Below are 23,535 nucleotides of genomic sequence, written 5' to 3' on the forward strand. Positions count from 1 at the left end.
GCCGTGAAATTACTCGACGAATTGAAACCTCACTTTGATAAGGGTGGTAAGTGGGAAAAGTACGCTGCCCTACACGAAGCGATCGACACAACCCTATACTCTCCCGCAACCGTAACAACTGGTACGGTTCAAGTTCGGGACAGTATCAACCACAAGCGGGTGATGAGCATCATAATGCTCGCGCTGTTGCCATGCATCATGATGGCAATATGGAACAGTGGTTTCCAAGAAAATCTAACATTGAATCAAATGCTGGCAGCTGGCCAAATTAGCCAACTTCCAGGATTCAGTGATAGCACCTCACTCCTTGCTAACCTGATTACTGGCGCAGGTTCATTTTTACCCGTTCTTCTCATTGCGCTAATCACTCAAGCAATCTGGGTTACCGTTTTCGCATCAATGCGTAAGAAAAGCATTGATGCTGGGTTTCTTGTAACTGCAGTAATCATTGCTCTTCTCATGCCTCCAACAGCACCATTGTGGCAAGTTGCTATTGCTACTTCTTTTGGTGTTGTTATTGGCCGCGAAATATTCGGCGGTATTGGCATGAACTTCCTAAGCCCTGCGTTACTTGCATGGGTCTTTATGTCCTTCGCATATTCTGGTTCCATGTCAGGCGATGCAGTATGGACAGCCGTTGATGGCTATACGGGAGCAACACCACTTGCTATGGCTCTAAGCGACGGTGTCCCAAGCATTATGGCTCAAGGAATTACTTGGCAATCAGCTTTTCTTGGCACAATCCCAGGCAGCATGGGCGAAACCTCAGCCTTAGCATGCTTATTTGGTGCAGTTGTTCTGATCATTAGTGGAATCGCTTCATGGCGAATCATTGCTGCGGTCCTTTTGGGTGTTATTGGTCTGTCTTCAGCCTTATGCATGTTTAACCCTGAAGCAATGAGTCCTGCATGGCACCTTGTTCTTGGTGGCCTTGCTTTTGGTATGGTATTCCTTGCGACAGATCACTCATCAGCAGCGATGACGACTAAAGGTCAGTGGATCTATGGCCTTCTTATTGGTCTTCTCGTTGTTACTGTTCGGGTATTTAACCCAATGATGCCTGAGAGTGTTGGCATCATCATCCTGTTCGGTAGTGTTTCTGCACCATTGATCGACCGCCTGGTCGTCAATGCACACATCAAGAAAAGGAAGATGCGCCATGTCTAATGACTCCATATTTAAAACATTTTTGGTCGCCTTCCTGCTGTGTGTTGTCTGCTCGGTTCTCGTTTGCCTCGCAGCAATCGTACGGATCGATAAAGAAGCAGTTAACCAGCGATTGGAACTTCGCCAAACCGTCCTTGCTGCAGGTGGGTACCAGCAGCAAATTAATGATGGCGGTGATGTAGATGAACTCTTCACGGCGAACTTTGAGCTTAAAATTGTTGATCTAGCTACGGGCGAATACACGACCGCAGTTGATGCTGCAACATACAATCAAAAAGAAGCCGTCGACAACCCAGAATTGTCGGTCGAAATACCTGCCGATCTTGATGTTGCAGGAATCCGCACTCGCGCTAAATATGCTGCGGTTTACGTTGAAAAGAGCGGCGCTGCAGTTCTGCCAATCCGTGGAATTGGTTTCGGTGGAATGATGTACGGTTACGTTTCTGTCGCAACTGATGGCACGACAATTAATGGATTAACCTTTTACAGCCACGGCGAGACTCCGGGTCTGGGTGCTGAAGTTGACAACCCACGCTGGAAATCTCAATGGCCTGGTAAGCAAATCTATTCCAACTCAGGTACTGTCGCTCTAAAGGTCGTGAAAAACGGCAAGTTCAACCCAAGCGCTTCGGATGCTATAAACACAATTGATGGCCTTGCTGGCGCAACAAACACCAGCAAAGGGGTACATGGCATCGTTCGCTACTGGTTTGGTGAGCACGGTTTCGCCCCATTCATAGCCAAACTAAAAGCAGAGAGAGGTTAATCATGGCAAAAGCAAAAGACGCACTGCTGGATCCATTATTTAATAACAACCCCATCGCACTCCAGATTCTTGGTATCTGTTCTGCTTTGGCGGTTACAAACAAATTGTCGACGGCACTAACAATGACGATTGCAGTAGTACTTGTTACTGCATTTTCAAATGCGTCAATTAGTGCAATTCGCAACCATATTCCTAACAGCATTCGTATCATCGTTCAGATGACCATTATTGCAACGCTAGTTATTATCATCGACCAGATGCTCAAGGCCTTTGCTTACGAAATGAGTAAAGCTCTATCGGTATATGTTGGTCTGATTATCACCAACTGCATTGTTATGGGTCGTGCTGAAGCATTTGCGATGAAAAACTCAGTTGGATTGAGTTTCCTTGATGGCATCGGCAACGGTCTAGGCTACGGTCTGGTGCTTTTAGCCGTCGGCTTTGTTCGGGAACTGTTCGGTTCAGGTAAGCTTTTCGGCCTGACTATTCTCAGCCCTGTCAATGATGGCGGTTGGTATGTTACTAACGGCTTGATGCTGCTGGCACCCAGCGCCTTCTTCCTGATTGGCTTTATCATCTGGGGTTTGCGGACCTGGAAGCCTGAACTCCAAGAATAGGAATAGACGTTATGTCACATTATTTTACAATATTTTTTGAATCTGTATTTATCGACAACATCGCCTTAACTTTCTTTTTAGGCATGTGTACTTTTATCGCTGTATCTAAAAAAGTAGATACCGCGTTAATGCTGGGTGCAGCGGTTATTGCTGTTGAGGTCATTACAGTCCCAGTCAACAATCTCCTCTACACATTTTTATTAAAAAAGGGAGCACTAGCATGGGCAGGATATCCTAACCTTGATCTGAGCTTTCTCGGTTTAATTTGCTATATCGGAGTTATCGCTGCAATTGTACAGATTCTGGAGATGGCGCTCGATAAATATTTTCCAGCTCTCTACAATGCCTTGGGAATTTTCCTGCCATTAATTACGGTCAACTGCGCCATCCTTGGTGCGGTATTGTTCATGGTCAATAAAGACCTCAACTTTGGAGAAAGTGCCGTTTACGGCGCAGGAGTTGGCGTTGGCTTCGCCTTGGCAATCTGTCTGTTAGCCGGTATTCGTGAAAAGCTGACCTATAGCGATGTCCCTAAAGGGGTACGCGGTGTTGGAATCACCTTCATCATCGTTGGCTTAATGGCAATGTCGTTTATGGCATTTTCCGGGCTGAAATTTTCGTAGTTTTAAAGCAGATACTAAAGATTGGATGAATAGTATGGATTTCACACTTGTAATAGCCGGATGTACGATGTTTACCGGTGTCATCCTAGCTCTGGTTGCCATTATTTTGGTAGCACGGAAGAGCTTGGTGCCCAGCGGTGACATTAGTTTTTTCATCAACGACGACCCAAGTAAAACAATTGTAACCAAACCTGGCGGTAAACTCCTCGGTGCCTTAGCTGAACAGGGTATCTTTATCCCTTCAGCATGTGGTGGCGGTGGTACTTGTGGTCAATGTCATGTTCACGTTTATGATGGTGGAGGTGACATTTTACCTACTGAGACTGGTTTTATCACCAAAGGTCAAGCACGTGATGGTTTACGTCTAGGCTGCCAAGTTGGTGTTAAGCAAGACATGAAACTCGGTATCCCAGCTGAAATCTTTGATATCAAAAAATGGGAATGTACCGTTAGATCAAACGATGGCAAAGCAACCTTCATCAAAGAACTTATTGTTGATCTTCCTGAAGGTGAGGATTGCGATTTCCGTGCTGGTGGTTACATTCAGATCGAAGCACCTGCTCACGTAATATCTTACTCTGAATTTGACATTGAAGAAGAGTACCGGTCTGATTGGGATAAATTCAACATTTGGGACAATAAATCGGTAGTAAAAGAGCCAATTATGCGTGCCTATTCCATGGCGAGCTTCCCTCTTGAAAAAGGGATGATTATGCTTAACGTGCGAGTATGTCCTCCACCTCCAAATGCACCTGATGCACCTCCAGGACAAATGTCTTCCTTCATTTTCAACTTGAAGCCAGGCGACAAAGTTACAATTTCAGGCCCATACGGTGAGTTCTTTGCTCGTGACACACAAAACGAGATGGTCTTCGTTGGTGGTGGTGCTGGAATGGCGCCTATGCGTTCCCACATCTTGGATCAATTGCTTCGCTTGAACTCTACCCGTAAGATGACCTACTGGTATGGTGCTCGTAGCTTAAAAGAGATGTTCTACGTTGAAGAGTTTAACGGTCTTCAAGAGAAATATCCTAACTTCAGTTGGCATATTGCTCTGTCTGACCCAATGCCAGAAGACAATTGGACAGGCTACACTGGATTTATTCATCAAGTTCTCTTCGATGAGTACATCAAGGATCATGAAGCTCCTGAGGACTGCGAATACTACATGTGCGGTCCCCCAATGATGGCAAATGCGGTAACGCAGATGCTGCTTGATCAAGGTGTAGAACGTGAAAACGTTATGTTCGATGACTTTGGTGGCTAATCAGTAATAGTTGAAATAACGCCCTCTTGTGTTACGCTTTAATCGTATACGCAAGAGGGCGTACTTTATTCTGGAGGGATTGTTATGCCATACGGACAAGCAAAAGAGATTTTAGCCTATGCTCGTAATTTCCACTGTCAAGTAAGCGATTTTTACCAGCAACTCGCAGATAAAGCTCAAAGTTCACGTGTGAAATTATTATTGGACTATTTAATTCGCCATGAGATACATCTTGCCAAAGCATTAGAAGACTTCGAACAATCGGTATCTTCTCAAGCGCTTAACACTTGGTATCAATACGCACAAGACCAGCGCACCTTTGAACCTCTCAATGCCATTAAATACTCACCAACGATGTCAGTTGATGACGTACTAAAGATTGGTCAAACGATTGACAACTGCTTAATAGCATCGTACAAAGGTGTCGCAGACACAGCTTCAACTCCTGAAGTTCGTGAGATTTTCGAAAACTTGCTCCAAATGGAAGAACAAGAAAAACACCAGAAATCCCGTATAGCTCTTGGGATTAACGACATGTAGTTAATTGTTCGCGTTATTTATATGTGATTATGGGGCCACGTCATTTGATGTGGCCCTTTTTGCGGAGTTAAAATGAAAAAACGGATTGTAATAATTGCGCTGCCATTACTGTTAATGATCACCCTGGTTGTTTATCTAAACAAAAACAACCAAACACCAACGGGGCCAATATTGTTTGAGGGCGCCACAATGGGCACTAGTTACCATATTAAGGTGATCCCGACACTTAGTACCCAAATAGATGTCAAGAGCGTTTCAGACACGATTATTGATCGCCTCAACGATATTGATCTCTTAATGTCGACCTATAAAAACGATTCTGAAGTCAGTTTATTTAATCAACACCATGAGAACCAATGGGTCGATATCAGTAATGAGACCCTGAATGTTATACAGGCAGGTCAACAGGTCAGCAAACTCAGTGATGGTGCCTTTGATATGACCATTGGCAATCTTGTTAACCTGTGGGGATTTGGTCCGACTATCAACCTTGATTCCATTCCTCAACAACATAAGATTGATGCACTAATCAACCAAATCGGCTATCAAAAGTTACAACTCACATCACAGCCACCCCAAATATTAAAAACGAGCCCACAGATCTATTTAGACCTATCAGCAATAGCCAAAGGATATGCTGTCGATGCAATTGCTAAAGTACTACTCGATCTTCATATTGAACATTTCATGGTCGAAATTGGCGGTGAAATTGTTACCCATGGTTATAAGTCAGTGAACAACCCTTGGGTTATTGGTGTACAAAGCCCCGCCACAGTCGAACAGAGTGTACAAAAACGACTTTATTTAACAGATATTGCCATGGCGACTTCTGGTGATTACCGCAACTACTTTGAACAAGATGGCGTTCGCTATTCACACACCATTGATCCCCGAACTGGCCACCCTATCAACCATCAATTAGCATCCGTTACAGTTATCGGTTCTACTTGTATGCTTGCTGATGCCTATGCAACTGCCATAATGGTACTTGGACCAATTAAAGGGATGGAATTTGCTAATAAAAATAATATTGCAATTCTTATGATTATCAAAGAGGGTGAAGTCTTCACTGAACGTAACAATGAACTCTTTACCCATTATTTAACGAAGTAACGAGGCTAAGAATGAAATTACTACTACCTGCTTTGATAATATTTTTACTCGCATTTGCCGGATTATCGATTGGAATTATTTTCGGTCGCAAGGGGATCTCTGGGGGATGCAGCAGTAATGAAGGCAACCTTGCTGACATCGATTGTTCCTGTGGTCGGGATAATGATTCTTCTATCTCATGTGCAAACGATATCGAAGTCGAAGTGATTTGCCCAGAACAAGAACCAGAAAAATATCAGCAAATGTTAGATGAACTACAAAAAAGAGGATAACTCAATAAAGTTATTCGCAACTAAGAATATGGGAGCACAATGTGCTCCCATATTCAACAATCCTACAGTCTAAAGTATACCTGTTGACTGTATTTGCTCATCTCAATTTAATCCTACCAGCCTGCCGGACTTAACATGGGCCAAGTCAGGCTATTTCTCGCTACGGCCCGTCAAGTCCGACAGACCGCTAGACGATCTTCATCCCCACTTTCATAAACTCTTTTATATCTACTTACCTTCTTAATATTATCCATATTTATTGCACAAAAAAAGGCCCACCAATTGGCGGGCCTTTTAAGTCTAACGTATTACTGTCACCCTAGAGCAAAGTAACAACCGCCGCTTTGGCAGCAGCTAGGAAACTTTGTGGCAAGGAACCAATCAAAATGATTGAAAGGATGAAGAAAGCTCCCATCACTTTAGTACCAAATGGTAGCACGATTAACTCTTGATCATCGTCCGCACCACAGTAGGCTGCACGTGCCATCTTGAGGTAGTAATATGCCGCAACAGCAGCATTCATTACCGCAATAATAACCAGCGCATAGAAGCCCTTATGGATCGCACCGGTAAAGATCATAAACTTACCGATAAAACCAATCGTCGGAGGAATACCTGCCATACCAAAAGCTGAAACCAGTAAGGTTAAAGCAAGGAGAGGAGAACGACGTGACAACCCTTTTAGGTCATCAAAGGTTACGTTTTCGCCTTCAGGAGAAATATTATAAATAACGAAGAAGCAGCCAAGGTTCATCAATAGATAACCGATGACATAAAAAACTGCCGCAGCCATACCCATCTCATCAGCAGTCAAAATACCAAGCATGACATAACCAGCATGAGCAATACTTGAGTAAGCTAACAAACGCTTAAGGTCTGTTTGAACGAGGGCAGTCATGTTACCAAGTGTCATTGACAACACGGCAATCGTAGCCAAAACCCAAGTAAGTTGAGAAACATCAACTCCTGCAACAGCAACAAAGCGAAGCAACAACAGCACCGCACCAACTTTAGGTAAGGTAGCTACGAAGCTTGTGGTCTCATTGGATGCACCCTGATAAACATCAGGTGTCCAAAAATGCATTGGAAATAATGCCAACTTATAAAAGAACGCTGTCATAACCAACACCATTGCGATAACAGCTAGAGGCTGTGTAGCAATCAGAGAAGGCATCAATTCAGCCAATTCATTTAAGTAAGTTGTATGAGCAAGACCAAAGATGTAACTCATACCATACAGAGTCAAACCTGTTGAAGCAGCACCAAAGAGTACATATTTAATGCCAGCTTCGACGTGCATACGGCCCGATCCGCGCCGAAATGGGATCACAACATACAATGCATAAGATGAAATTTCGAGACTAAGAAGAATGGTCAACAGTTCAACCGAACTACTCAGGAACATCAATCCTAGGGCACTGATAGCAAGAAACATATTGTATTCAGGATGCAAATTATCATCAATGCCTGTCAAACCACTACCAAGGTAGAAGATGAGAAACAGACCAACAACAATGACCATCTTAAAGAGTTGTGACAACGCATCAATCTGGTATGCGTCATAAAACATGTTTGCTTCATTGCCCATGCTTGCAAAGGTTGCAACAATGGTGATTGCAGTGAGAACAAGGCTCACTGCTTGGATAGTACCTGTACGAAACTTGCCCAAGGTCATGAAGAACAAGACCAGGACCGTTAACATCAGTGCCAATTCAGGCATAAAAACTGTGTTTAACATAATAGATCCGATCCTTTAGTTAAAAGAGGTTCTTGACCCAGGCACCTGCGTTATTTAGCAGGGCATGGTGTTCACCATGCTGAACAGCCTCGTGTACCGCACTACCCGCATCAATTTGATGAATCAGGTGAGCGACAGTTGTGTCCATCATGTCCAATAATGGCGTTGGGTGAAAACCGATCCAAAAAACAAACACGGTTAAAAATGCCAACTGAATAATTTCACGAAAGTTACAATCGGTAAGTGCATGATCGTCACCATGGTCATCGCCATGATCGTGATGTCCGTGACCATCTGAATCGTCCCAGACCATCTTTTGTAATAGACGAAGCATATACGCTGCGGCAAGGACTGCACCAAGAATTGAAACGGCGCCAACCAATGGATACTTTTCAAACGCACCGAATAAAACAAGGAACTCACCAACAAAACTATTGGTTCCTGGAAATGCTAAAGATGATAACGAGAAAATACCCAAGAACGTGACATAGATCGGCATAAACATACCGAGTTTACTGTTGTCAGAGATCTCACGACTATGGGTACGCTCATAAATAATACCAATTAAGATAAACAGCGCCCCTGTCGTTACACCGTGATTCAGCATCTGGAGCATTGCTCCTTTGATCCCTGCATCATTGAGTAAAAAGATACCTAGGGTAACAAATCCCATATGGCCAACAGATGAATAGGCGATCAACTTCTTAATATCGGTTTGACCTAAGGCAAGGTATCCGCCTACCACAATACTAATCAGCGACATTACGATGAGGTAAGGCATGCAATAAAGGGTTGCTTCAGGTGCCATTGGCAAACAGAAGCGCAGGAACCCATAACCACCCATCTTCAACAAGATGCTGGCAAGGATAACCGAACCAGAAACTGGCGCTTCAACGTGAGCTGCTGGCAACCAAGTGTGAAATGGAAACATTGGCATTTTGATTGCAAAACCGATCGCACACGCCAAGAACACCCACATTTGGAAAGAGAAACTGTAGCTATGAGCCATCAATTCGGGAATAAAGAACGTCCCTGTTTTGATATACATTGCAACAATCGCAACCAACAGAAAGATACTTCCTGCAAAGGTATAGAGGAAGAATTTGATTGAAGCATAATCTTTGCGTGCTCCACCCCAAATTGCAATCATCAGGTACATTGGAACCAACATACCTTCCCAGAAAATGTAGAACAGCACCGTGTTCATACTCATGAAAACACCAAGCATGGCAGTTTCCATTAGCAATGTCACGATGATGAACTCTCTCATCCGCGTCTTGATGTAAGTCCATGAACAAAGGATACACAACGGCATCACAAATGTTGTCAGCAGAACTAACAGCACGCTTATTCCATCAACTCCAACAACATAGTCGAGGTTCAAAGCGGGGAACCAATGCCGCAGTTCAGCAAATTGGTACTTCGCTGTTGTCTTATCAAAACACGTCCATAATGGCAGTGAAATGATAGCAGTGACTAGGGTGACTGCAAGACCCCAGTATTTCAATAAGGTATCACCACGTAAAAACATGGCAACAATAGCCCCGACTACCGGTATGATCAGCAGCATCGATAAGATCGGGAAATTCAATGTATTCAGGATTAGATACTTTTCCATGACTTCCTACTGTCTATGAGTAATTGCCGTTAACAAGCAGGCAGTGTCAGATCAAAACTACAACAATGAGTACGATAAACAGCAGAGCAACCGCTGCACCGATATAATGTTGCAACTTACCCGTTTGGAACTGTCGTACCTGCTCACCACCCTTGACAACACCACGTGCACTACCATCAAGAGCCCAATCAATGCCCTCCCAATCGAACCAAGAGAGTGCACGAGCCAGAGCCATCGTAAAACGTAAACCAACGGTTTTATATATGTTACTCACCCATTCGTTTGTGGCGCTAATAGGGTTACGAGCAACCCACATAAACCAACCTGCACCGCGACGATAGAACCAGCAAAGGTCAAGGTTAGATACATCATGCGGTTTGAGATACTTAACCATCATGTAGAAACCTAAACCTGTGAAACCGAGAAGGTGGAAAGTCTCAGCAAGGTGATAACTTGTATAAGGGTGATATTCTACAGCGTATGGAAGCATGTCGTAGAGATAATCAGGGTAGAAACCAAGGAAAATACACATAAAGGCTGCCATAAACATACCGAGTTGCATATTCCAATGCGCTTCTTTTGGTTTTAAACCACAATCATTAGGACCAAACCAGATAAAGTATGGCAGCTTGATACCAACAGATAGGAAGGTACCCACAGCAGCCAACAATAACATACTCATAATAATCAGCTGATGGTCAGCGCCTGCAGCGGAAATGATCATTGATTTACTGATGAAACCACTGGTAAGTGGGAAACCTGAGATCGCGATACCGCCGATAACGGTAAAGATCATAGTAAGCGGCATATATTTATAGAGACCACCAAGTTCACTCAGCTTCGAGCGACCTGTCATCTCTAGAACACTACCAACGCCCATGAACAATAAGGCCTTGTAAAGGATGTGTGCATAAGCATGAGCACAAGCACCATTAATGGCGAGCTCCGTACCGATACCAACCGCGCACACCATGTAACCGACCTGACTAACAATATGGTAGGCCAGAATACGGCGGGCATCATTTTCGATAACCGCGTAGGCAACACCATACAGGGTCATAATCGCACCCATAATGGCCAAGCTTTCGAAACCAGCAAAACCACGTGCTAAAACATAAACCGCTGTCTTAGTCGTAAAGGCGCACATAAATACCGCACCGGTAACAGTTGCTTCGGGATACGCATCAGGTAGCCAGGCATGAATTGGTGGTACCGCCGCGTTGAGCATGAAACCGATCATAATCAGATAATCAGCAAGCACTGCATTATCCGCAGAGATCAAATCGAAACTTAGATCACCTACATTTTGGTAACGTAAGAAGATCCCCGCAAGGAGAACCAACCCACCAAATGTATGCACCAGAAGATAGCGATAACCAGCATCGATGGAACGTTTCCGCTTACGATACCAAATAAGGAAAACAGAGGCAAAAGCCATCAATTCCCAGAAGATAAACACGGTCAGGTAATCACCAGCAAGCGTGGTTCCCAAAGAGCCTGCCACATATAACCATGCAGCGGCATGTTGACCACTCTCTTTAACATGAAGGCCAAAAATACTACCGATGAGCGCCATCAAGGTAAAGACATGCAAGAAAACCATTGTCAATTCGTCAACACGACCAAACTGCAATTTAAAACCGAGCCACTCAACGCAACCAAATGAGGAAGGAAGGTACTTGATTTGAATAAAAGCAATTAGCGGTACCGCGACCAACCAAATCTTTTGTGCATTGAACTTTTTAAATAAGGGCAATAACAGCGCGCCGATGATGAACATCGTGGCTGGATGCATAAAAATACTACTTGTCATAATGATCCGTGTCCCTCTCCAGCCATACGTGTGACAGCCCTTTACAGAATACAATCATTGCAAGACAACCAACCAAACCAAACATTGCCCAGAAGCCAACAATGTGGTCTCCCCAGAAGTGACCATGGGAACGATCAGCAAAGAAATCAAAGACGAGAGCAAAGGCTAAATAGGCTAGAAACAACCATTTAAGCAAACTTGGTCTCTCACGCAAGTAAGTAAGGAAATTTACAATCATGACTTCACCATTAGGTTAATGAGGTCTAGGAACAGGTCAGGGTAAACACCAATCAACACCGACAGTGTTCCCGTAATGACCAGAGGGATCACCATAAACAGAATCAATGGCTTTTTCTCTAGGCTAGTTGTAACCCCTTCATCAGCAGGTAACGGCTTGCCAAAGAAAGCCTGCAAGAAGACAGGGACAAAGTATCCAGCGTTAAGTAAACTACTAATCAACAGAACACTGAGCAAAATGTAATTATGGATATCCATAGTACCAAGAGCTAAATACCACTTGGTTACAAAGCCGCCAACCGGTGGTGCACCAATCATACTTAACGAAGCCACACCAAAAGCAAGCATGGTAAATGGCATCCGCTTGCCTAGGCCACCCATTTCCGAGATATCTTTTTTACCAGTAGCAACAAAGATACAACCCGCTGCGAAGAACAGAGTGATCTTAGCCAGCGCATGGTTAGCAATATGGATCAAACCACCTGTAATCGAATTCGGTGTCAACATCGCGACACCTAAAATAATATAGGAGAGCTGACTGACTGTTGAGTAGGCCAAACGCGCCTTGAGGTTCGTTTTAGTCAGCGCAATCACCGATGCCGTAAGGATGGTAAATGATACAAAGTAAGCGGTAAATAAACCCAAGCCAGTTTCAGCGAGGATATTTGTACCGTAGATTGACAGCATGACACGACAGATTGAAAAGACACCAACCTTAACAACAACAACCGCATGAAGTAGAGCACTAACGGGTGTTGGTGCAACCATCGCATCTGGCAGCCAGTTATGGAATGGCATGATACCCGCTTTAGCGAAACCAAACAGGCAGAGAATGAAGGTAACACCCACCATGAAACGATCGGCTTCAGCAGGGAAGATACCCTGAGCAATATTGGCGGTGTTAAAATCAAGAGTCCCGCACAGCACATAAATAATAACCATGGCTGGGAGCAAGAACGCTTTGGAAGTAAACATCAAGTAAACAATGTACTTCTTAGCGCCTTCGTATCCCTCTTTATCCTGATGATGCATAACTAATGGATAAGTGAAAATCGATACGACTTCATAAAAGAAATACAGAGTAAAGAGGTTACCGGCAAAGGCAGCGCCCATTGCTGCGCCAACTGAAACGGCGTAGCAAACATAGAAACGGGTCTGCGCATGCTCATCAAGACCACGCATGTAACCGACGCAGTACAGGCTGGCTAAGATCCAGAGGAACGAAGCAACCAAAGCGAAGATCACACCCAGTGGATCAAGGTTCAGGGTTATAGAGATCCCCGGGTATAACTCAAACAGAGTATATTTAAGCTGCTGCCCACCCTGAATGGTGGGTAAGAAGCTTAATACCGAGGCAAAAGTAAGGATAGCGCCGAGCGTCGACCAGCTGTCGCGCAAATTCGGCTTTTTCCCCGAAAACATAACAAGCAGACCCGTAATCATCGGAATCAACATTGTTATTAGAATCTTGCTGGTGATAATAGTGTTCATTGCAAGTACTTTCTCAAGTGGTGTGTCGCGCTAGCTTAAGCCGCGTGACTGCCGTTACAGATTTCATAACCGCCAGAAAAGCGATATCACATTTTCAAGTCCTGAACCTGCTCAGGATCTTCACTGCGATACTTGCGGTACACCGCGATGATCATACTAATCACAATTGCTGCTTCTGCTGCTGCAATTGCCATAATAAATAGCGTATAGATCTGTCCAACAGCGGGGTTTGGTGCAACAAAGCGATTAAATGCCATAAAGTTCAGCGCTGCACCATTGAGGATAAATTCACTTGAAATCAACATGCCGATCAACGAACGGTGTTGAATCATGCCATAGAGTCCGATTATCAGCAGGATCGCTGAAATAATCAGATAAGTATTTAAGTTACCACTGATCATGATGCTTTTTCCTCCCGACCACCACGAGCCAAAATAATAGCACCGAGAATAGCGGTCAGTAATACGACCGAAATCAACTCAAAGGCGAGGCAATACTTAAACAGTAAGTTCTCACCAACAAAGCGAATCGACATATCGCCAATCTGCTCAGCTGCTGGAGCAAATTTTGTCTGACCAATTGCAACGAACAGTGAGATAAAACCTGTTGTACATGCAATGAGCGCTAAAATCATGTTGCGGCCCGTCAAGTTCTTCGCAGCAAGTTGATCAGGTGTATTACCGAGCATGACCCCTAAAACAATCATGATACAAACGGCACCGACATAAATCAGTATTTGCATCATGGCAAGGAATGGACTGCCCAGGTGGAAATATAACCCTGCGATACCAAACAGTGACACGGTTAGCCCGAGAACTGCATGCATCAACATTTTGGAACGAATTGCAATAAACCCGCCCATAAACGTTAGGATCATAAAGCCATAAAAGAGGGCTTCGGCGATGTACTCATAAACAATCATTCCCGTTCCTCCACTCTCTTCAAAATGTCGTAATGGAACTCTTCACGTGTTGTGCCAGCCAACTCATACTCATTCGAGTAATCGAGTGCGCTCGTTGGGCAAACTTCAACACAAGCACCACAAAGGCTGCATTTGGTGAAATCAAGAGTAAAGACGGTTAATACCTTGCCCTTAACTCCTTCACGTTTTTCGCCTTCAACAACGATGCAATCAGAAGGACACTCACGTTGACAACTTCCGCAAGTGATACACTTATGGCTGCCGGTATCCTCAAACTTAATCAGGTCGATATGACCACGATAGTTTGGCGTGATAACAAGTTTTTCACGTGGATACTGAACAGTGACAATAGGTGAGAACAGTGCCTTGATAGTGACCCTTAGGCCACTGATAAGGCTCCATGCTCCCGTAAATATTACTGAGAAATAGGATTTCATATCAGTTTCACCACCACGACAGTAATTAAAAGATTAACCAGTGAAAATGGAATCAAATACTTCCAACAAAAGTTCATCAACTGATCAAAACGAGTACGAGGATAAGTCCAACGAATCCACACTAAAAAGAACATCAGCGCGTAAACCTTCATCAAGAACCAAATCGCACCACTGTACTCAAAGTATGGCAATGGAATTCCTGAGCTTCCGCCCAAGAAGAAAACCGTTGCAACGCTACAAACAATAAACATGTTTGCATATTCACCGAGCACGAACAAACTGAAACTCATGCCGCTGTACTCAGTATGAAAACCTGCAGTCAGCTCACTTTCAGCCTCAGGAAGGTCAAAAGGTGCGCGGTTTGTTTCAGCAACCATAGCAATAATGTAGATGATGAATGCTAGAGGTTGTAGAACAATAAACCATACTGGGCTTTGCGCTGCAGCAATCTCACGTAAGCTGAAAGTGTTGGTCATAAACACAATTGCTAGCAACGAGATTAGCATTGGAATTTCGTAAGCAACGTTTTGTGCTACCGAACGAAACGCTCCAAACAAAGAGTACTTGTTATTTGAGCTCCAACCACCAATCAATACGGCTAAAACGTTGATTGAAGCAAACGCCAAAATCAACAATAAGCCAACATCGAGATCAAAGCCCTGAAGCTTATCACTAAATGGGATGACGAGCAGAGGGACAAAAACAGGAGCAAAGGAGAGAAGAGGAGCCAGCATAAACAAAGGCTTGTCAGCTTGAGCTGGCACAACCAATTGCTTACCCATCAACTTCAGGCCGTCAACGACAAGCTGAATAAGACCGTGAGGACCAACTTCCATTGGCCCGGGACGCAACATGATATGCCCAGCAAGTTTACGCTCGGCATAGCCCATCACCAGTGCGTTGCCGAAGACAATCACTGCCCCGCAGGCTGCACAGACAATAATCCGGATCAATTCCGGGAAAATACTATATAAGATTTCCATATTCTCTACCTGTCAATCTCGGGGATAACCAGGTCCAAAGAACCCATGGCTGATACCACGTCAGAAAGCAACATCCCTTGACACATTTCAGGGACAACGCTCAAGTTTGAATAGGATGGCGTTCTTACCTTAAGTCGATAAGGAGTATCCGAGCCATCAGAAACAAGATAGTAGGATAACTCGCCACGTGGAGCCTCAACTGAGCTATTGTAATCGCCAGCTGGGATTTTCAGCTTTTTAGGAACCTTAGCTGCCATAACAGGACCTTCTGGCAATTTATCGAGCGCTTGCTCAATAATCCGTAAGCTCTGCTCCATCTCGCGGTAACGCACCAAGAAAGAGGCCATGCAATCGCCTTTTGTCTCGGTAGGAATCTCGAAATCAAACTCAGGGTAAACAGAGTACGGCTCAGCACGACGCAGATCATATGCAACACCAGTACCGCGTAACATTGGTCCTGTAATGCCATAACGAGCGCAGGTTTGAGGAGTTAAATCGCCAACATCCTTCAAACGGTTTTGTAAAATAATGTTGCCGTTAACGAGTTGTTCATACATCGGAAAGCGGCCACGCAAACGATCAATGAAAGCGCGCGTTGATGAAATGAACTTATCATCAATATCTTTGCAAACACCGCCAACTCGGCAGTAGCAATATGTTAATCGTGACCCGGTGATATCCTCAAGAATATCAAGGATGTGCTCACGATCATCAAAAGCATACATGATGGGTGTAAACGCACCCAAATCAAGAAGATAGGCACCATACCAAAGTAAATGACTTTGGATACGGTTAAGCTCTGAGGTGATAACGCGAATATACTCAGCACGTTGTGGAACTTCTACACCAGTTGCTTTTTCTAAAATTTGAGCATAGCCATGATTATAAATCAGGGCACCTAAGTAATCCATCCGTGCCGTATTAGGCATAAATGATTTTGCAGGCTTGTGCTCGGCAATTTTCTCGTGACATCTATGGCCGTAACCAAGTACAGGATGAAGGTTCATAGCGTACTCACCTTCAAGCTCCAGCACCACGCGTAATACCCCGTGGGTACTAGGGTGCTGTGGTCCCATATTTAGTACGAAGCGATGATGTCTGTCGTCTTCTAATGGTTCAACATTCATGGCAATCAGCTCTGCTCCTGACTCTTGACAACTTCAGGTTTTGCTACTTTAGGCTCAGGTGGTTGACGACGTATTGCGCCAACATCCTTCAATGCTTTCTCATCCTTAAGTAGCGGCTTCAGGTCCACATCTTCCTCCGCTAAGATCAACGGCTCCAGATTTGGGTGGTCGGTAAACACGACACCGTGAAAATCACGTGTTTCGCGCTCGTGCCAATTGGCGCCCTGATAGATATCAGAGATTGTTGGAAGCTCATTGTTCACAACAAAAGCACGGGCCAACACACGACAACGTGTTTCGAAGTGAGCAAATTGATAAACCACTTCAATCTCTGGCGTCACATGGACAGCCATCAGATCAACGAGATAAAAGCCCTGCTTCAGCATAAAGCTGGCTAACTCAGGCAGTTTTGCTCCGTCAAGGCTCAGGCTGTAATCGTAACCACTCACTGAGCGATCTACGGTTTCAACATCCGTTGCCAGAATTTTCCATTGCTTGATTACTTTTTTAACGTCCATCATCTACCCTCCGGCATTTTGTTCTGAGGGAATGGGAAACGTTTACCAGTAATCTTCTCTTGCAGCTGAAGAATGCCCTCAATGAGAGCTTCTGGCCGTGGAGGACAACCGGGAACGTAAATATCAACTGGAATCAGTTGGTCAACACCGAGAACAACATCGTAATTTGCTTCAACAGCAAATGGGCCACCAGAAATTGCACAGTTACCAAGTGCAATAACATAGCGAGGCGCTGGCATTTGCTCATAGAGCGTTATCACTGCTGGAGCCATCTTACGATTAACTGTCCCTGCAACAATCAACAAATCTGATTGTCGAGGTGAGGGACGGAACACCTCAGCACCATAGCGTGCCATATCGAAACGTGCCATACCACAGCACATCATCTCAATTGCACAACACGCTAAACCAAAAGTCATTGGCCACAACGAGTTCGCCCGGCACAGATTCAAGATCGTGTCGGACAATTTCATTTGCAGCAATGGCTCTGCGTCTGAGGTCTTAGTCCTCTGCGGTAGACCGCCATCATAGCGCTCTAGACACTCCTTAGAATAGGAGTGGACGTTTAGCAGACTTTTCTTCTGTTCGGCCACGTGAATACTCCCTTGACCCAGGCATAAACAATCGCCAGAGACAAAATACCTACAAAAATTAACAGTTCAGAAATCCCCCGTACCGCCGACACCATGTCAAAAGCTGTCGCGACAGGAAACAGAAACAGAACATCAACATCGAACGCCAAAAAAATTAACGCATACAGGTAATATGAAATATCAAAACGGATATTCCATGCCGTACCGTAAGGATCCATACCACACTCATATGGTTCCAATGTTTTACGGTACAATTCCCGCGGCGCAAAAATTCTGGAGATCACCAGAGGGCCAAGACCGCAAGCAATACCTGCAATCAAAAGCACCAACACATACATATAATCGACCAAATACTGTTCGGCCATACCGATTCATGCCTCCCTGAAGGGCAAATTGTACACAAATCACTCGTGACTGTGCACAGGTTCTCATCCCAAACGTGCATTTGCACACAATACAAACAGTGTAAACAAACCTCGTATTTTCTAGCGGAATGCCCACAGCTTGTCAAGATTTTAATAGGGAAGTTTTGTCGACAAAGTTTCCTTAAAGGCCAAAACAACAGATAAACCACTATTATTACTACACTACATGAAAATGAACCCCCGTTCCGGCGCATACACGATAAACCTTAATGCTGGATACTGTATACAGTTCAACCTGATCCATTTCTTTTCCACGTCACGCCTTGCCTGGAGCTAATAAACTTAATTCGTTGACAACAAATTGACGCCATGCTAACCACACAGGCTAATATTTAATGATCTGCATAGCGACATACTCGTATCGCAGTGCAAATAACTGTCGCCCAAGAAAGATATAATCATGAGAAACAATATTGTACATATCGGAGCTGGAGAACTTACCTATGAAATTCGTGCAATCGTCGAGATTGCCGAAACGCTTGGTAAATTGGGAATTAAAACCAACATGGAGAACATTGGTGACCCCATTGCAAAAGGGGAAAAGATTCCTGCATGGATGAAGAAAATCGTTGCCGATCTTGCCATGACTGACTGCTCATACGGCTACTGTGCAACAAAAGGGATTCTCGAAACACGTGAATTTTTAGCTCAGCTGACCAATAAGCGTGGCAAAGCACAGATTTCCGCTGAAGACATTATCTTCTTCAATGGGCTTGGTGACGCCATCCAAAAAGTGTATGGGCTCCTCAAACGTGAAGCGCGTGTTATCGGACCCTCTCCGACGTATTCAACTCACTCTTCGGGCGAGGCCTCACATGCAGGACAAGCTCCAGTATCGTATCGTTTAGATCCTGATAACAATTGGTATCCTGACCTTGACGACCTACGCTTATCGATCAAATACAATCCGGCGATCTGTGGCATTTTAATCATTAATCCTGATAATCCAACGGGAGCCGTTTACCCTGAACGGATTCTTGTGGAGATGATCAAGATTGCAAAAGAGTATGACCTGTTCATCATTGCCGATGAGATTTACCACAATATTATTTACAACGGTGAGTCGACCAAGCCGCTCTCTGACCTTGTTGGCGATATTCCTACTATCGCTATGAAGGGGATTAGCAAAGAACTGCCTTGGCCAGGTTCGCGCTGTGGCTGGATTGAAGTCTATAATCGCGATAAGGATCCAATGTTTGCCCGCTATATTCAATCTATCGTTGATTCGAAGATGGTCGAAGTCTGTTCGACAACGTTACCGCAAAAAGCGATTCCACCGATCATGAGTCACCCTCAGTATCCTATTTACTTAAAAGAGCGTACCAGTCGCTATGAAAAGCATTCTAATATCGCCTATGATGTACTAAAAGCAGTTGACGGTATCAAAGTAAATCGAACCAACGGGGCGTTCTATATGAGCATCGCTTTTGAAGCGAACAAACTGAACCCCAGCCAATCTTTGCCGATCCCCAACAAAGAAGTTCGCGCGATGATTGAGGAGTTGGTTGACAAACCAGGCACGTCGAACGATAAGCGTTTTGTTTACTACCTTCTCGCTTCGACAGGAATTTGCGTGGTTCCTTTAACCTCATTTTCAACCGCTGAGCAAGGGTTCCGTATCACCCTGCTTGAGCGCAATGAAAAGGAATTTACCCAAATTTTCAAAACCATTGCTGCGAGCATTACAGCTTACCTTAAGTCCTAACGGTTCGCATTGGCCCCTTACTGCACAGCAGTAAGGGGCCAATGAATTTGACACGATTCAACACCTACACATACTGCCCCGCACACCAACCTGACGACCATGCCCACTGTAAGTTATAACCACCAAGCCAACCAGCAACGTCGAGAACTTCACCAGTAAAATACAAACCCTCAACCTGTCTCGCTGCAAATGTTTTTGATGACACCGCATCGCAATCGACACCACCAAGGGTCACCTCTGCAGTTCGATAGCCTTCAGTGCCATTAGGGATCACCTGCCACTGGTGCACGAGAGTCTCAACTTCAGCAATATCAGCGACGGTAAACTGACCGATCGCCTTAGCACAAAGGCGTTCAGGAATAAATATATCAACAAGCCGGCGCGGCAAATACTTTGTCAGCAGCGAACGTAGATGGATTTTTGGCTGCTGTTTTTCCATCTCTTTTATCAGTAAAACAACATCCTCTGTTGGTAACAGATTCACATGAACCGGCTGACCGGGAAGCCAATACGATGAGATCTGCAAAATGACAGGACCACTTAAGCCACGATGAGTAAACAACAGATTTTCCCGAAAGCTCACCTCGCCGAGGGAGACTTCAGCCATAACCGCAATACCTGACAACGGCGACAATCTTTTTTTATCCGCAGGCTGAAGCGTGAGCGGAACCAAACCTGGCCGCGTCGGCAGCACAGGCACACCAAATTGCTCGGCAACCTGAAACCCGAACGGTGAAGCTCCTGCTGTCGGAATGGATAACCCTCCCGATGCAATAACCAGCGATTGGCAACTCAAACTTCCGCTCTTGGTCGTTACGGTAAAACCACCCTCTGGGTTACGATCTACTTTACCAATGTGCTGTCCTAATCGCAGCGAAACATTCGCATCGCGACATTCGCGCACCAACAGATCCAAAACATCCTTGGCACTTTCCACACAGAACAATTGGCCGTGATCACGCTCGGCGTAAGCAACATCGTGTTTTTGCAATAAATCAATCACATCCCACTGCGTATAACGCTTTAGAGCTGATTTGCAAAAATGGGGGTTTTTTGAGATAAAATGCTGCGCTTCAACATCATAATTGGTGAAATTGCAGCGCCCGCCTCCCGACATAAGAACCTTGCGCCCGGCCTGTTTTTGACTATCGAGAACAACGACGCGCCGTTGCCGCTTACCTGCTTCCGCAGCACACATGAGCCCTGAAGCTCCCGCTCCGATAATAACAACATCCACCTGTTCCATTTACAGACCCCATTTGAGAAACACTAAAAATTCTGTTTGTCGCAATCATAGTCGCCCTACGCCCCCGATGTAAAGAGTCTCTCGCAAGGCAAAATACGGATAACAATTACCAGATGGTGCGCAACAAGCCAATTTTCAAGCAAATTTAATTTCCCAACGGTTGCTCCACGACGATCACACCTTGCAAAATGTGGCTAATACTGTTTAAAATTAGGCTTCATTATATAGAACCTCCAAAGGAGCCTAATCCATGCACTCTGTACCTCTCGATTCTGACGTTACCAAGCAAACGATTGACACGATCCGCCTGCTTTCCGCTGATGCGGTTCAACAAGCCAACTCCGGTCACCCCGGAACCCCAATGGAAGGGGCTCCTCTGGCGTATCTTCTCTACAATCGCCACATGCGTCACAACCCCGCTAACCCCGAATGGGCTGGCCGTGACCGCTTTATCCTTTCATGCGGTCATGCATCGATGCTGCTCTACAGCACACTGCACCTTAGTGGCTACGATCTGAGCCTCGATGATCTGAAAAACTTCCGTCAATTCGACAGCAAAACACCAGGGCATCCTGAATTTGGCCACACCCAAGGCGTTGAAACAACCACTGGCCCACTCGGCCAAGGGATTGCTGTTGGCGCTGGTATGGCAATGGGTGCAAAATTTCTTGCTGACACCCTTGACCCCGAATTGTTTGATTACAACATCTACGCCATCTGTTCCGATGGTGATGTGATGGAAGGTGTTGCCGCTGAATCCGCTTCACTGGCAGGTCACTTACAGCTGGGCAACCTCATTTACCTTTACCTCGATAATAAAATCACCATTGAAGGCGATACATCTCTTGCCTTTAGTGAAGAAGTAGCAACCCGCTATCTTTCATATGGCTGGCACGTTGAGCGTGTGACGGGTGAGAACCTCGTTGAAGTCGATGCAGCCATTGAGCGCGCAAAACGCGACCCACGCCCATCAATGATCATCACCCGTACCAACATTGGCCAAGGATCACCCAACAAGCAAGGAACGTCAGCAGCACACGGTGCTCCTCTCGGCGCTGATGAACTTAAACTGACCAAACAAGCGTTTGGCTTTGATCCAGAGCAAAGCTTTGTTGTTCCCGAGGCGGTCTACAGCCACATGGACGAACTCAAAGCGCGTGGTGCTGAACTTGAGCAGCAATGGCAAGCAAAGTGCGAAACAAAGTGTAAAACCAACACCGCTCTCGCTGACTGGTGCGCCGATAAGCCGCTCACAGCCGAGACCGTTGATGCATTACTCCCTGAGTTTGAAGCGGGCGGCTCAATGGCAACTCGCTCTTCGAGTGGCAAGGTTCTTAATGCGTTGGCAGCAGGCTTGCCTTTGATGATTGGCGGCAGTGCCGACTTGGCACCATCCAACAATACTCACCTCAATGGTGAGGGAGCCTTTAGCGCAGCAAGCAGTGGTCGCAATATCCACTTTGGTATTCGTGAGCACGCGATGGGTTCGATCTTAAACGGCCTCTGTCATACACGCGGCCTGATCCCATTTGGGGCAACATTCATGATTTTCTCTGACTATATGCGCCCACCAATGCGTATGGCAGCACTGATGGGTATCGCCCCCATCTACGTATTTACTCACGATTCAATCGGAGTTGGCGAAGATGGCCCGACTCATCAACCTGTTGAGCAACTAACTGGACTTCGCAGTGTGCCCAACCTGAACGTCATCCGCCCTTGCGATGCCAACGAAACAGCTCAGGCATGGCGCGTGGCACTTTTGGATCGCACCGCACCAACCGCTCTTATCTTTACTCGTCAGAACCTTCCTACCATCGACCGCACACAATTCGGTGCTGCTGAAGGATTGCAACAGGGCGGCTATGTTCTCGCTAAAGAGGAGGGGGAATTACAATTGATCCTTCTCGCCAGCGGTTCCGAAGTTCAACACGCTATGGCAGCGCGCGAACAACTCCAACAACAAGGTGTTGGTACTCGCGTGGTCTCTATGCCGTGCTGGGAACTGTTTGAGAAACAAGATGCCGCATACAAGGAACAAGTGTTGCCTAACAGCTGCCGCAACCGTTTAGCGGTAGAAGCCGCTTCAACATTTGGCTGGGAACGCTATATCGGCCTCGACGGTGATATTGTCGGCATGACAGGTTTTGGTGCCAGCGCTCCAGGTGGCAAGTTGATGGAGCACTTTGGGTTCACCCCTGAAAATGTTCTCGCAGCAGCTCAACGGTTACTGGCTAAATAAAGCAACAAACCGCTTCAACAAAAAAGGGGATGACCAAACGGTCATCCCCTTTTTTATTCAATTCAACTTGGTGCT

General features: G+C 45.3%; 24 protein-coding genes. 10 read left to right on the forward strand and 14 right to left on the reverse strand.

From position 1 onward, the window contains the following. The first annotated feature begins 3 nt into the window (after positions 1 to 3). The 8 genes from ACZ5KY_RS02225 (at position 4) to ACZ5KY_RS02260 (ending at position 6,365) form a co-directional block, all read left to right on the forward strand. Positions 4 to 1,167 carry an NADH:ubiquinone reductase (Na(+)-transporting) subunit B gene (locus ACZ5KY_RS02225; RefSeq protein WP_464242279.1) on the forward strand — a complete coding sequence of 388 codons (1,164 nt, stop codon included), beginning with the start codon at positions 4 to 6 and terminating at the stop codon, positions 1,165 to 1,167. Continuing rightward, complete coding sequence (locus ACZ5KY_RS02230) at positions 1,160 to 1,933, forward strand: Na(+)-translocating NADH-quinone reductase subunit C (protein WP_464242280.1); 774 nt, start codon at positions 1,160 to 1,162, stop codon at positions 1,931 to 1,933. The genes ACZ5KY_RS02225 and ACZ5KY_RS02230 overlap by 8 nt, the downstream gene beginning before the upstream one ends. Positions 1,934 to 1,935: 2 nt before the next feature. Continuing rightward, on the forward strand, positions 1,936 to 2,550 hold the full coding sequence (locus ACZ5KY_RS02235; RefSeq protein ID WP_464242281.1) for an NADH:ubiquinone reductase (Na(+)-transporting) subunit D: 615 nt from the start codon (positions 1,936 to 1,938) through the stop codon (positions 2,548 to 2,550). Between the two features lie 11 nt (positions 2,551 to 2,561). Then, on the forward strand, positions 2,562 to 3,173 hold the full coding sequence (gene nqrE, locus ACZ5KY_RS02240; protein ID WP_464242282.1) for an NADH:ubiquinone reductase (Na(+)-transporting) subunit E: 612 nt from the start codon (positions 2,562 to 2,564) through the stop codon (positions 3,171 to 3,173). Positions 3,174 to 3,207: 34 nt separating this feature from the next. Continuing rightward, entirely contained in the window at positions 3,208 to 4,440 is a 1,233-nt protein-coding gene (gene nqrF / locus ACZ5KY_RS02245; RefSeq protein ID WP_464242283.1) for an NADH:ubiquinone reductase (Na(+)-transporting) subunit F, read from the forward strand. A gap of 84 nt (positions 4,441 to 4,524) precedes the next feature. Beyond that, complete coding sequence (locus ACZ5KY_RS02250) at positions 4,525 to 4,980, forward strand: ferritin family protein (RefSeq protein ID WP_464242284.1); 456 nt, start codon at positions 4,525 to 4,527, stop codon at positions 4,978 to 4,980. A 72-nt stretch (positions 4,981 to 5,052) separates the two neighbouring features. Beyond that, on the forward strand, positions 5,053 to 6,093 hold the full coding sequence (locus ACZ5KY_RS02255; protein ID WP_464242285.1) for an FAD:protein FMN transferase: 1,041 nt from the start codon (positions 5,053 to 5,055) through the stop codon (positions 6,091 to 6,093). 11 nt (positions 6,094 to 6,104) lie between these two features. Next, complete coding sequence (locus tag ACZ5KY_RS02260; RefSeq protein WP_464242286.1) at positions 6,105 to 6,365, forward strand: hypothetical protein; 261 nt, start codon at positions 6,105 to 6,107, stop codon at positions 6,363 to 6,365. 319 nt (positions 6,366 to 6,684) lie between these two features. Here ACZ5KY_RS02260 and ACZ5KY_RS02265 read toward each other — a convergent pair whose 3' ends face one another. The 13 genes from ACZ5KY_RS02265 to ACZ5KY_RS02325 form a co-directional block, all read right to left on the reverse strand. After that, positions 6,685 to 8,103: an NADH-quinone oxidoreductase subunit N gene (locus ACZ5KY_RS02265; RefSeq protein ID WP_464242287.1), complete on the reverse strand. Its 1,419-nt coding sequence runs from the start codon at positions 8,101 to 8,103 to the stop codon at positions 6,685 to 6,687. Between the two features lie 19 nt (positions 8,104 to 8,122). Then, positions 8,123 to 9,721: a complex I subunit 4 family protein gene (locus tag ACZ5KY_RS02270; protein ID WP_464242288.1), complete on the reverse strand. Its 1,599-nt coding sequence runs from the start codon at positions 9,719 to 9,721 to the stop codon at positions 8,123 to 8,125. Between the two features lie 46 nt (positions 9,722 to 9,767). Continuing rightward, positions 9,768 to 11,534 carry a Na(+)/H(+) antiporter subunit D gene (locus tag ACZ5KY_RS02275; RefSeq protein WP_464242289.1) on the reverse strand — a complete coding sequence of 589 codons (1,767 nt, stop codon included), beginning with the start codon at positions 11,532 to 11,534 and terminating at the stop codon, positions 9,768 to 9,770. Further along, positions 11,524 to 11,772, reverse strand: coding sequence for a hypothetical protein (locus tag ACZ5KY_RS02280; protein WP_464242290.1), 249 nt, complete (start codon positions 11,770 to 11,772; stop codon positions 11,524 to 11,526). The genes ACZ5KY_RS02275 and ACZ5KY_RS02280 overlap by 11 nt, the downstream gene beginning before the upstream one ends. Continuing rightward, positions 11,769 to 13,262 (reverse strand): monovalent cation/H+ antiporter subunit D family protein, encoded by a 1,494-nt coding sequence (locus ACZ5KY_RS02285; RefSeq protein WP_464242291.1) that lies wholly within the window; start codon positions 13,260 to 13,262, stop codon positions 11,769 to 11,771. The genes ACZ5KY_RS02280 and ACZ5KY_RS02285 overlap by 4 nt, the downstream gene beginning before the upstream one ends. Before the next feature lie 86 nt (positions 13,263 to 13,348). Beyond that, on the reverse strand, positions 13,349 to 13,663 hold the full coding sequence (nuoK, locus tag ACZ5KY_RS02290) for an NADH-quinone oxidoreductase subunit NuoK (RefSeq protein ID WP_464242292.1): 315 nt from the start codon (positions 13,661 to 13,663) through the stop codon (positions 13,349 to 13,351). Further along, a complete protein-coding gene (locus ACZ5KY_RS02295) occupies positions 13,660 to 14,184 on the reverse strand; it encodes an NADH-quinone oxidoreductase subunit J family protein (protein ID WP_464242293.1) in 525 nt (174 codons plus the stop codon). Before ACZ5KY_RS02295 ends, nuoK begins: the two co-directional genes overlap by 4 nt. After that, a complete protein-coding gene (locus ACZ5KY_RS02300) occupies positions 14,181 to 14,621 on the reverse strand; it encodes a NuoI/complex I 23 kDa subunit family protein (RefSeq protein ID WP_464242294.1) in 441 nt (146 codons plus the stop codon). Before ACZ5KY_RS02300 ends, ACZ5KY_RS02295 begins: the two co-directional genes overlap by 4 nt. Then, complete coding sequence (gene nuoH / locus ACZ5KY_RS02305) at positions 14,618 to 15,604, reverse strand: NADH-quinone oxidoreductase subunit NuoH (RefSeq protein WP_464242295.1); 987 nt, start codon at positions 15,602 to 15,604, stop codon at positions 14,618 to 14,620. The genes ACZ5KY_RS02300 and nuoH overlap by 4 nt, the downstream gene beginning before the upstream one ends. A gap of 5 nt (positions 15,605 to 15,609) precedes the next feature. Beyond that, entirely contained in the window at positions 15,610 to 16,731 is a 1,122-nt protein-coding gene (locus ACZ5KY_RS02310) for an NADH-quinone oxidoreductase subunit D (RefSeq protein ID WP_464242296.1), read from the reverse strand. Positions 16,732 to 16,736: 5 nt separating this feature from the next. Next, positions 16,737 to 17,252, reverse strand: a complete 516-nt coding sequence (locus ACZ5KY_RS02315) for an NADH-quinone oxidoreductase subunit C (protein WP_464242297.1) — start codon at positions 17,250 to 17,252, stop codon at positions 16,737 to 16,739. Next, positions 17,249 to 17,731, reverse strand: a complete 483-nt coding sequence (locus ACZ5KY_RS02320) for an NADH-quinone oxidoreductase subunit B (RefSeq protein ID WP_464244610.1) — start codon at positions 17,729 to 17,731, stop codon at positions 17,249 to 17,251. Before ACZ5KY_RS02320 ends, ACZ5KY_RS02315 begins: the two co-directional genes overlap by 4 nt. A gap of 83 nt (positions 17,732 to 17,814) precedes the next feature. Then, on the reverse strand, positions 17,815 to 18,207 hold the full coding sequence (locus ACZ5KY_RS02325) for an NADH-quinone oxidoreductase subunit A (RefSeq protein WP_464242298.1): 393 nt from the start codon (positions 18,205 to 18,207) through the stop codon (positions 17,815 to 17,817). Positions 18,208 to 18,667: 460 nt separating this feature from the next. On the opposite strand from ACZ5KY_RS02325, the gene ACZ5KY_RS02330 reads away from it, so the two are divergent. Further along, on the forward strand, positions 18,668 to 19,972 hold the full coding sequence (locus tag ACZ5KY_RS02330) for a pyridoxal phosphate-dependent aminotransferase (protein ID WP_464242299.1): 1,305 nt from the start codon (positions 18,668 to 18,670) through the stop codon (positions 19,970 to 19,972). A gap of 64 nt (positions 19,973 to 20,036) precedes the next feature. Here ACZ5KY_RS02330 and ACZ5KY_RS02335 read toward each other — a convergent pair whose 3' ends face one another. Beyond that, positions 20,037 to 21,218 (reverse strand): BaiN/RdsA family NAD(P)/FAD-dependent oxidoreductase, encoded by a 1,182-nt coding sequence (locus ACZ5KY_RS02335; protein ID WP_464242300.1) that lies wholly within the window; start codon positions 21,216 to 21,218, stop codon positions 20,037 to 20,039. 250 nt (positions 21,219 to 21,468) lie between these two features. Between ACZ5KY_RS02335 and tkt the strand changes: the two genes are divergently transcribed. Further along, positions 21,469 to 23,460: a transketolase gene (tkt, locus tag ACZ5KY_RS02340; RefSeq protein WP_464242301.1), complete on the forward strand. Its 1,992-nt coding sequence runs from the start codon at positions 21,469 to 21,471 to the stop codon at positions 23,458 to 23,460. The last annotated feature ends 75 nt before the right edge of the window (positions 23,461 to 23,535 follow it).

It is taken from the genome of Desulfuromonas svalbardensis (assembly GCF_055389415.1).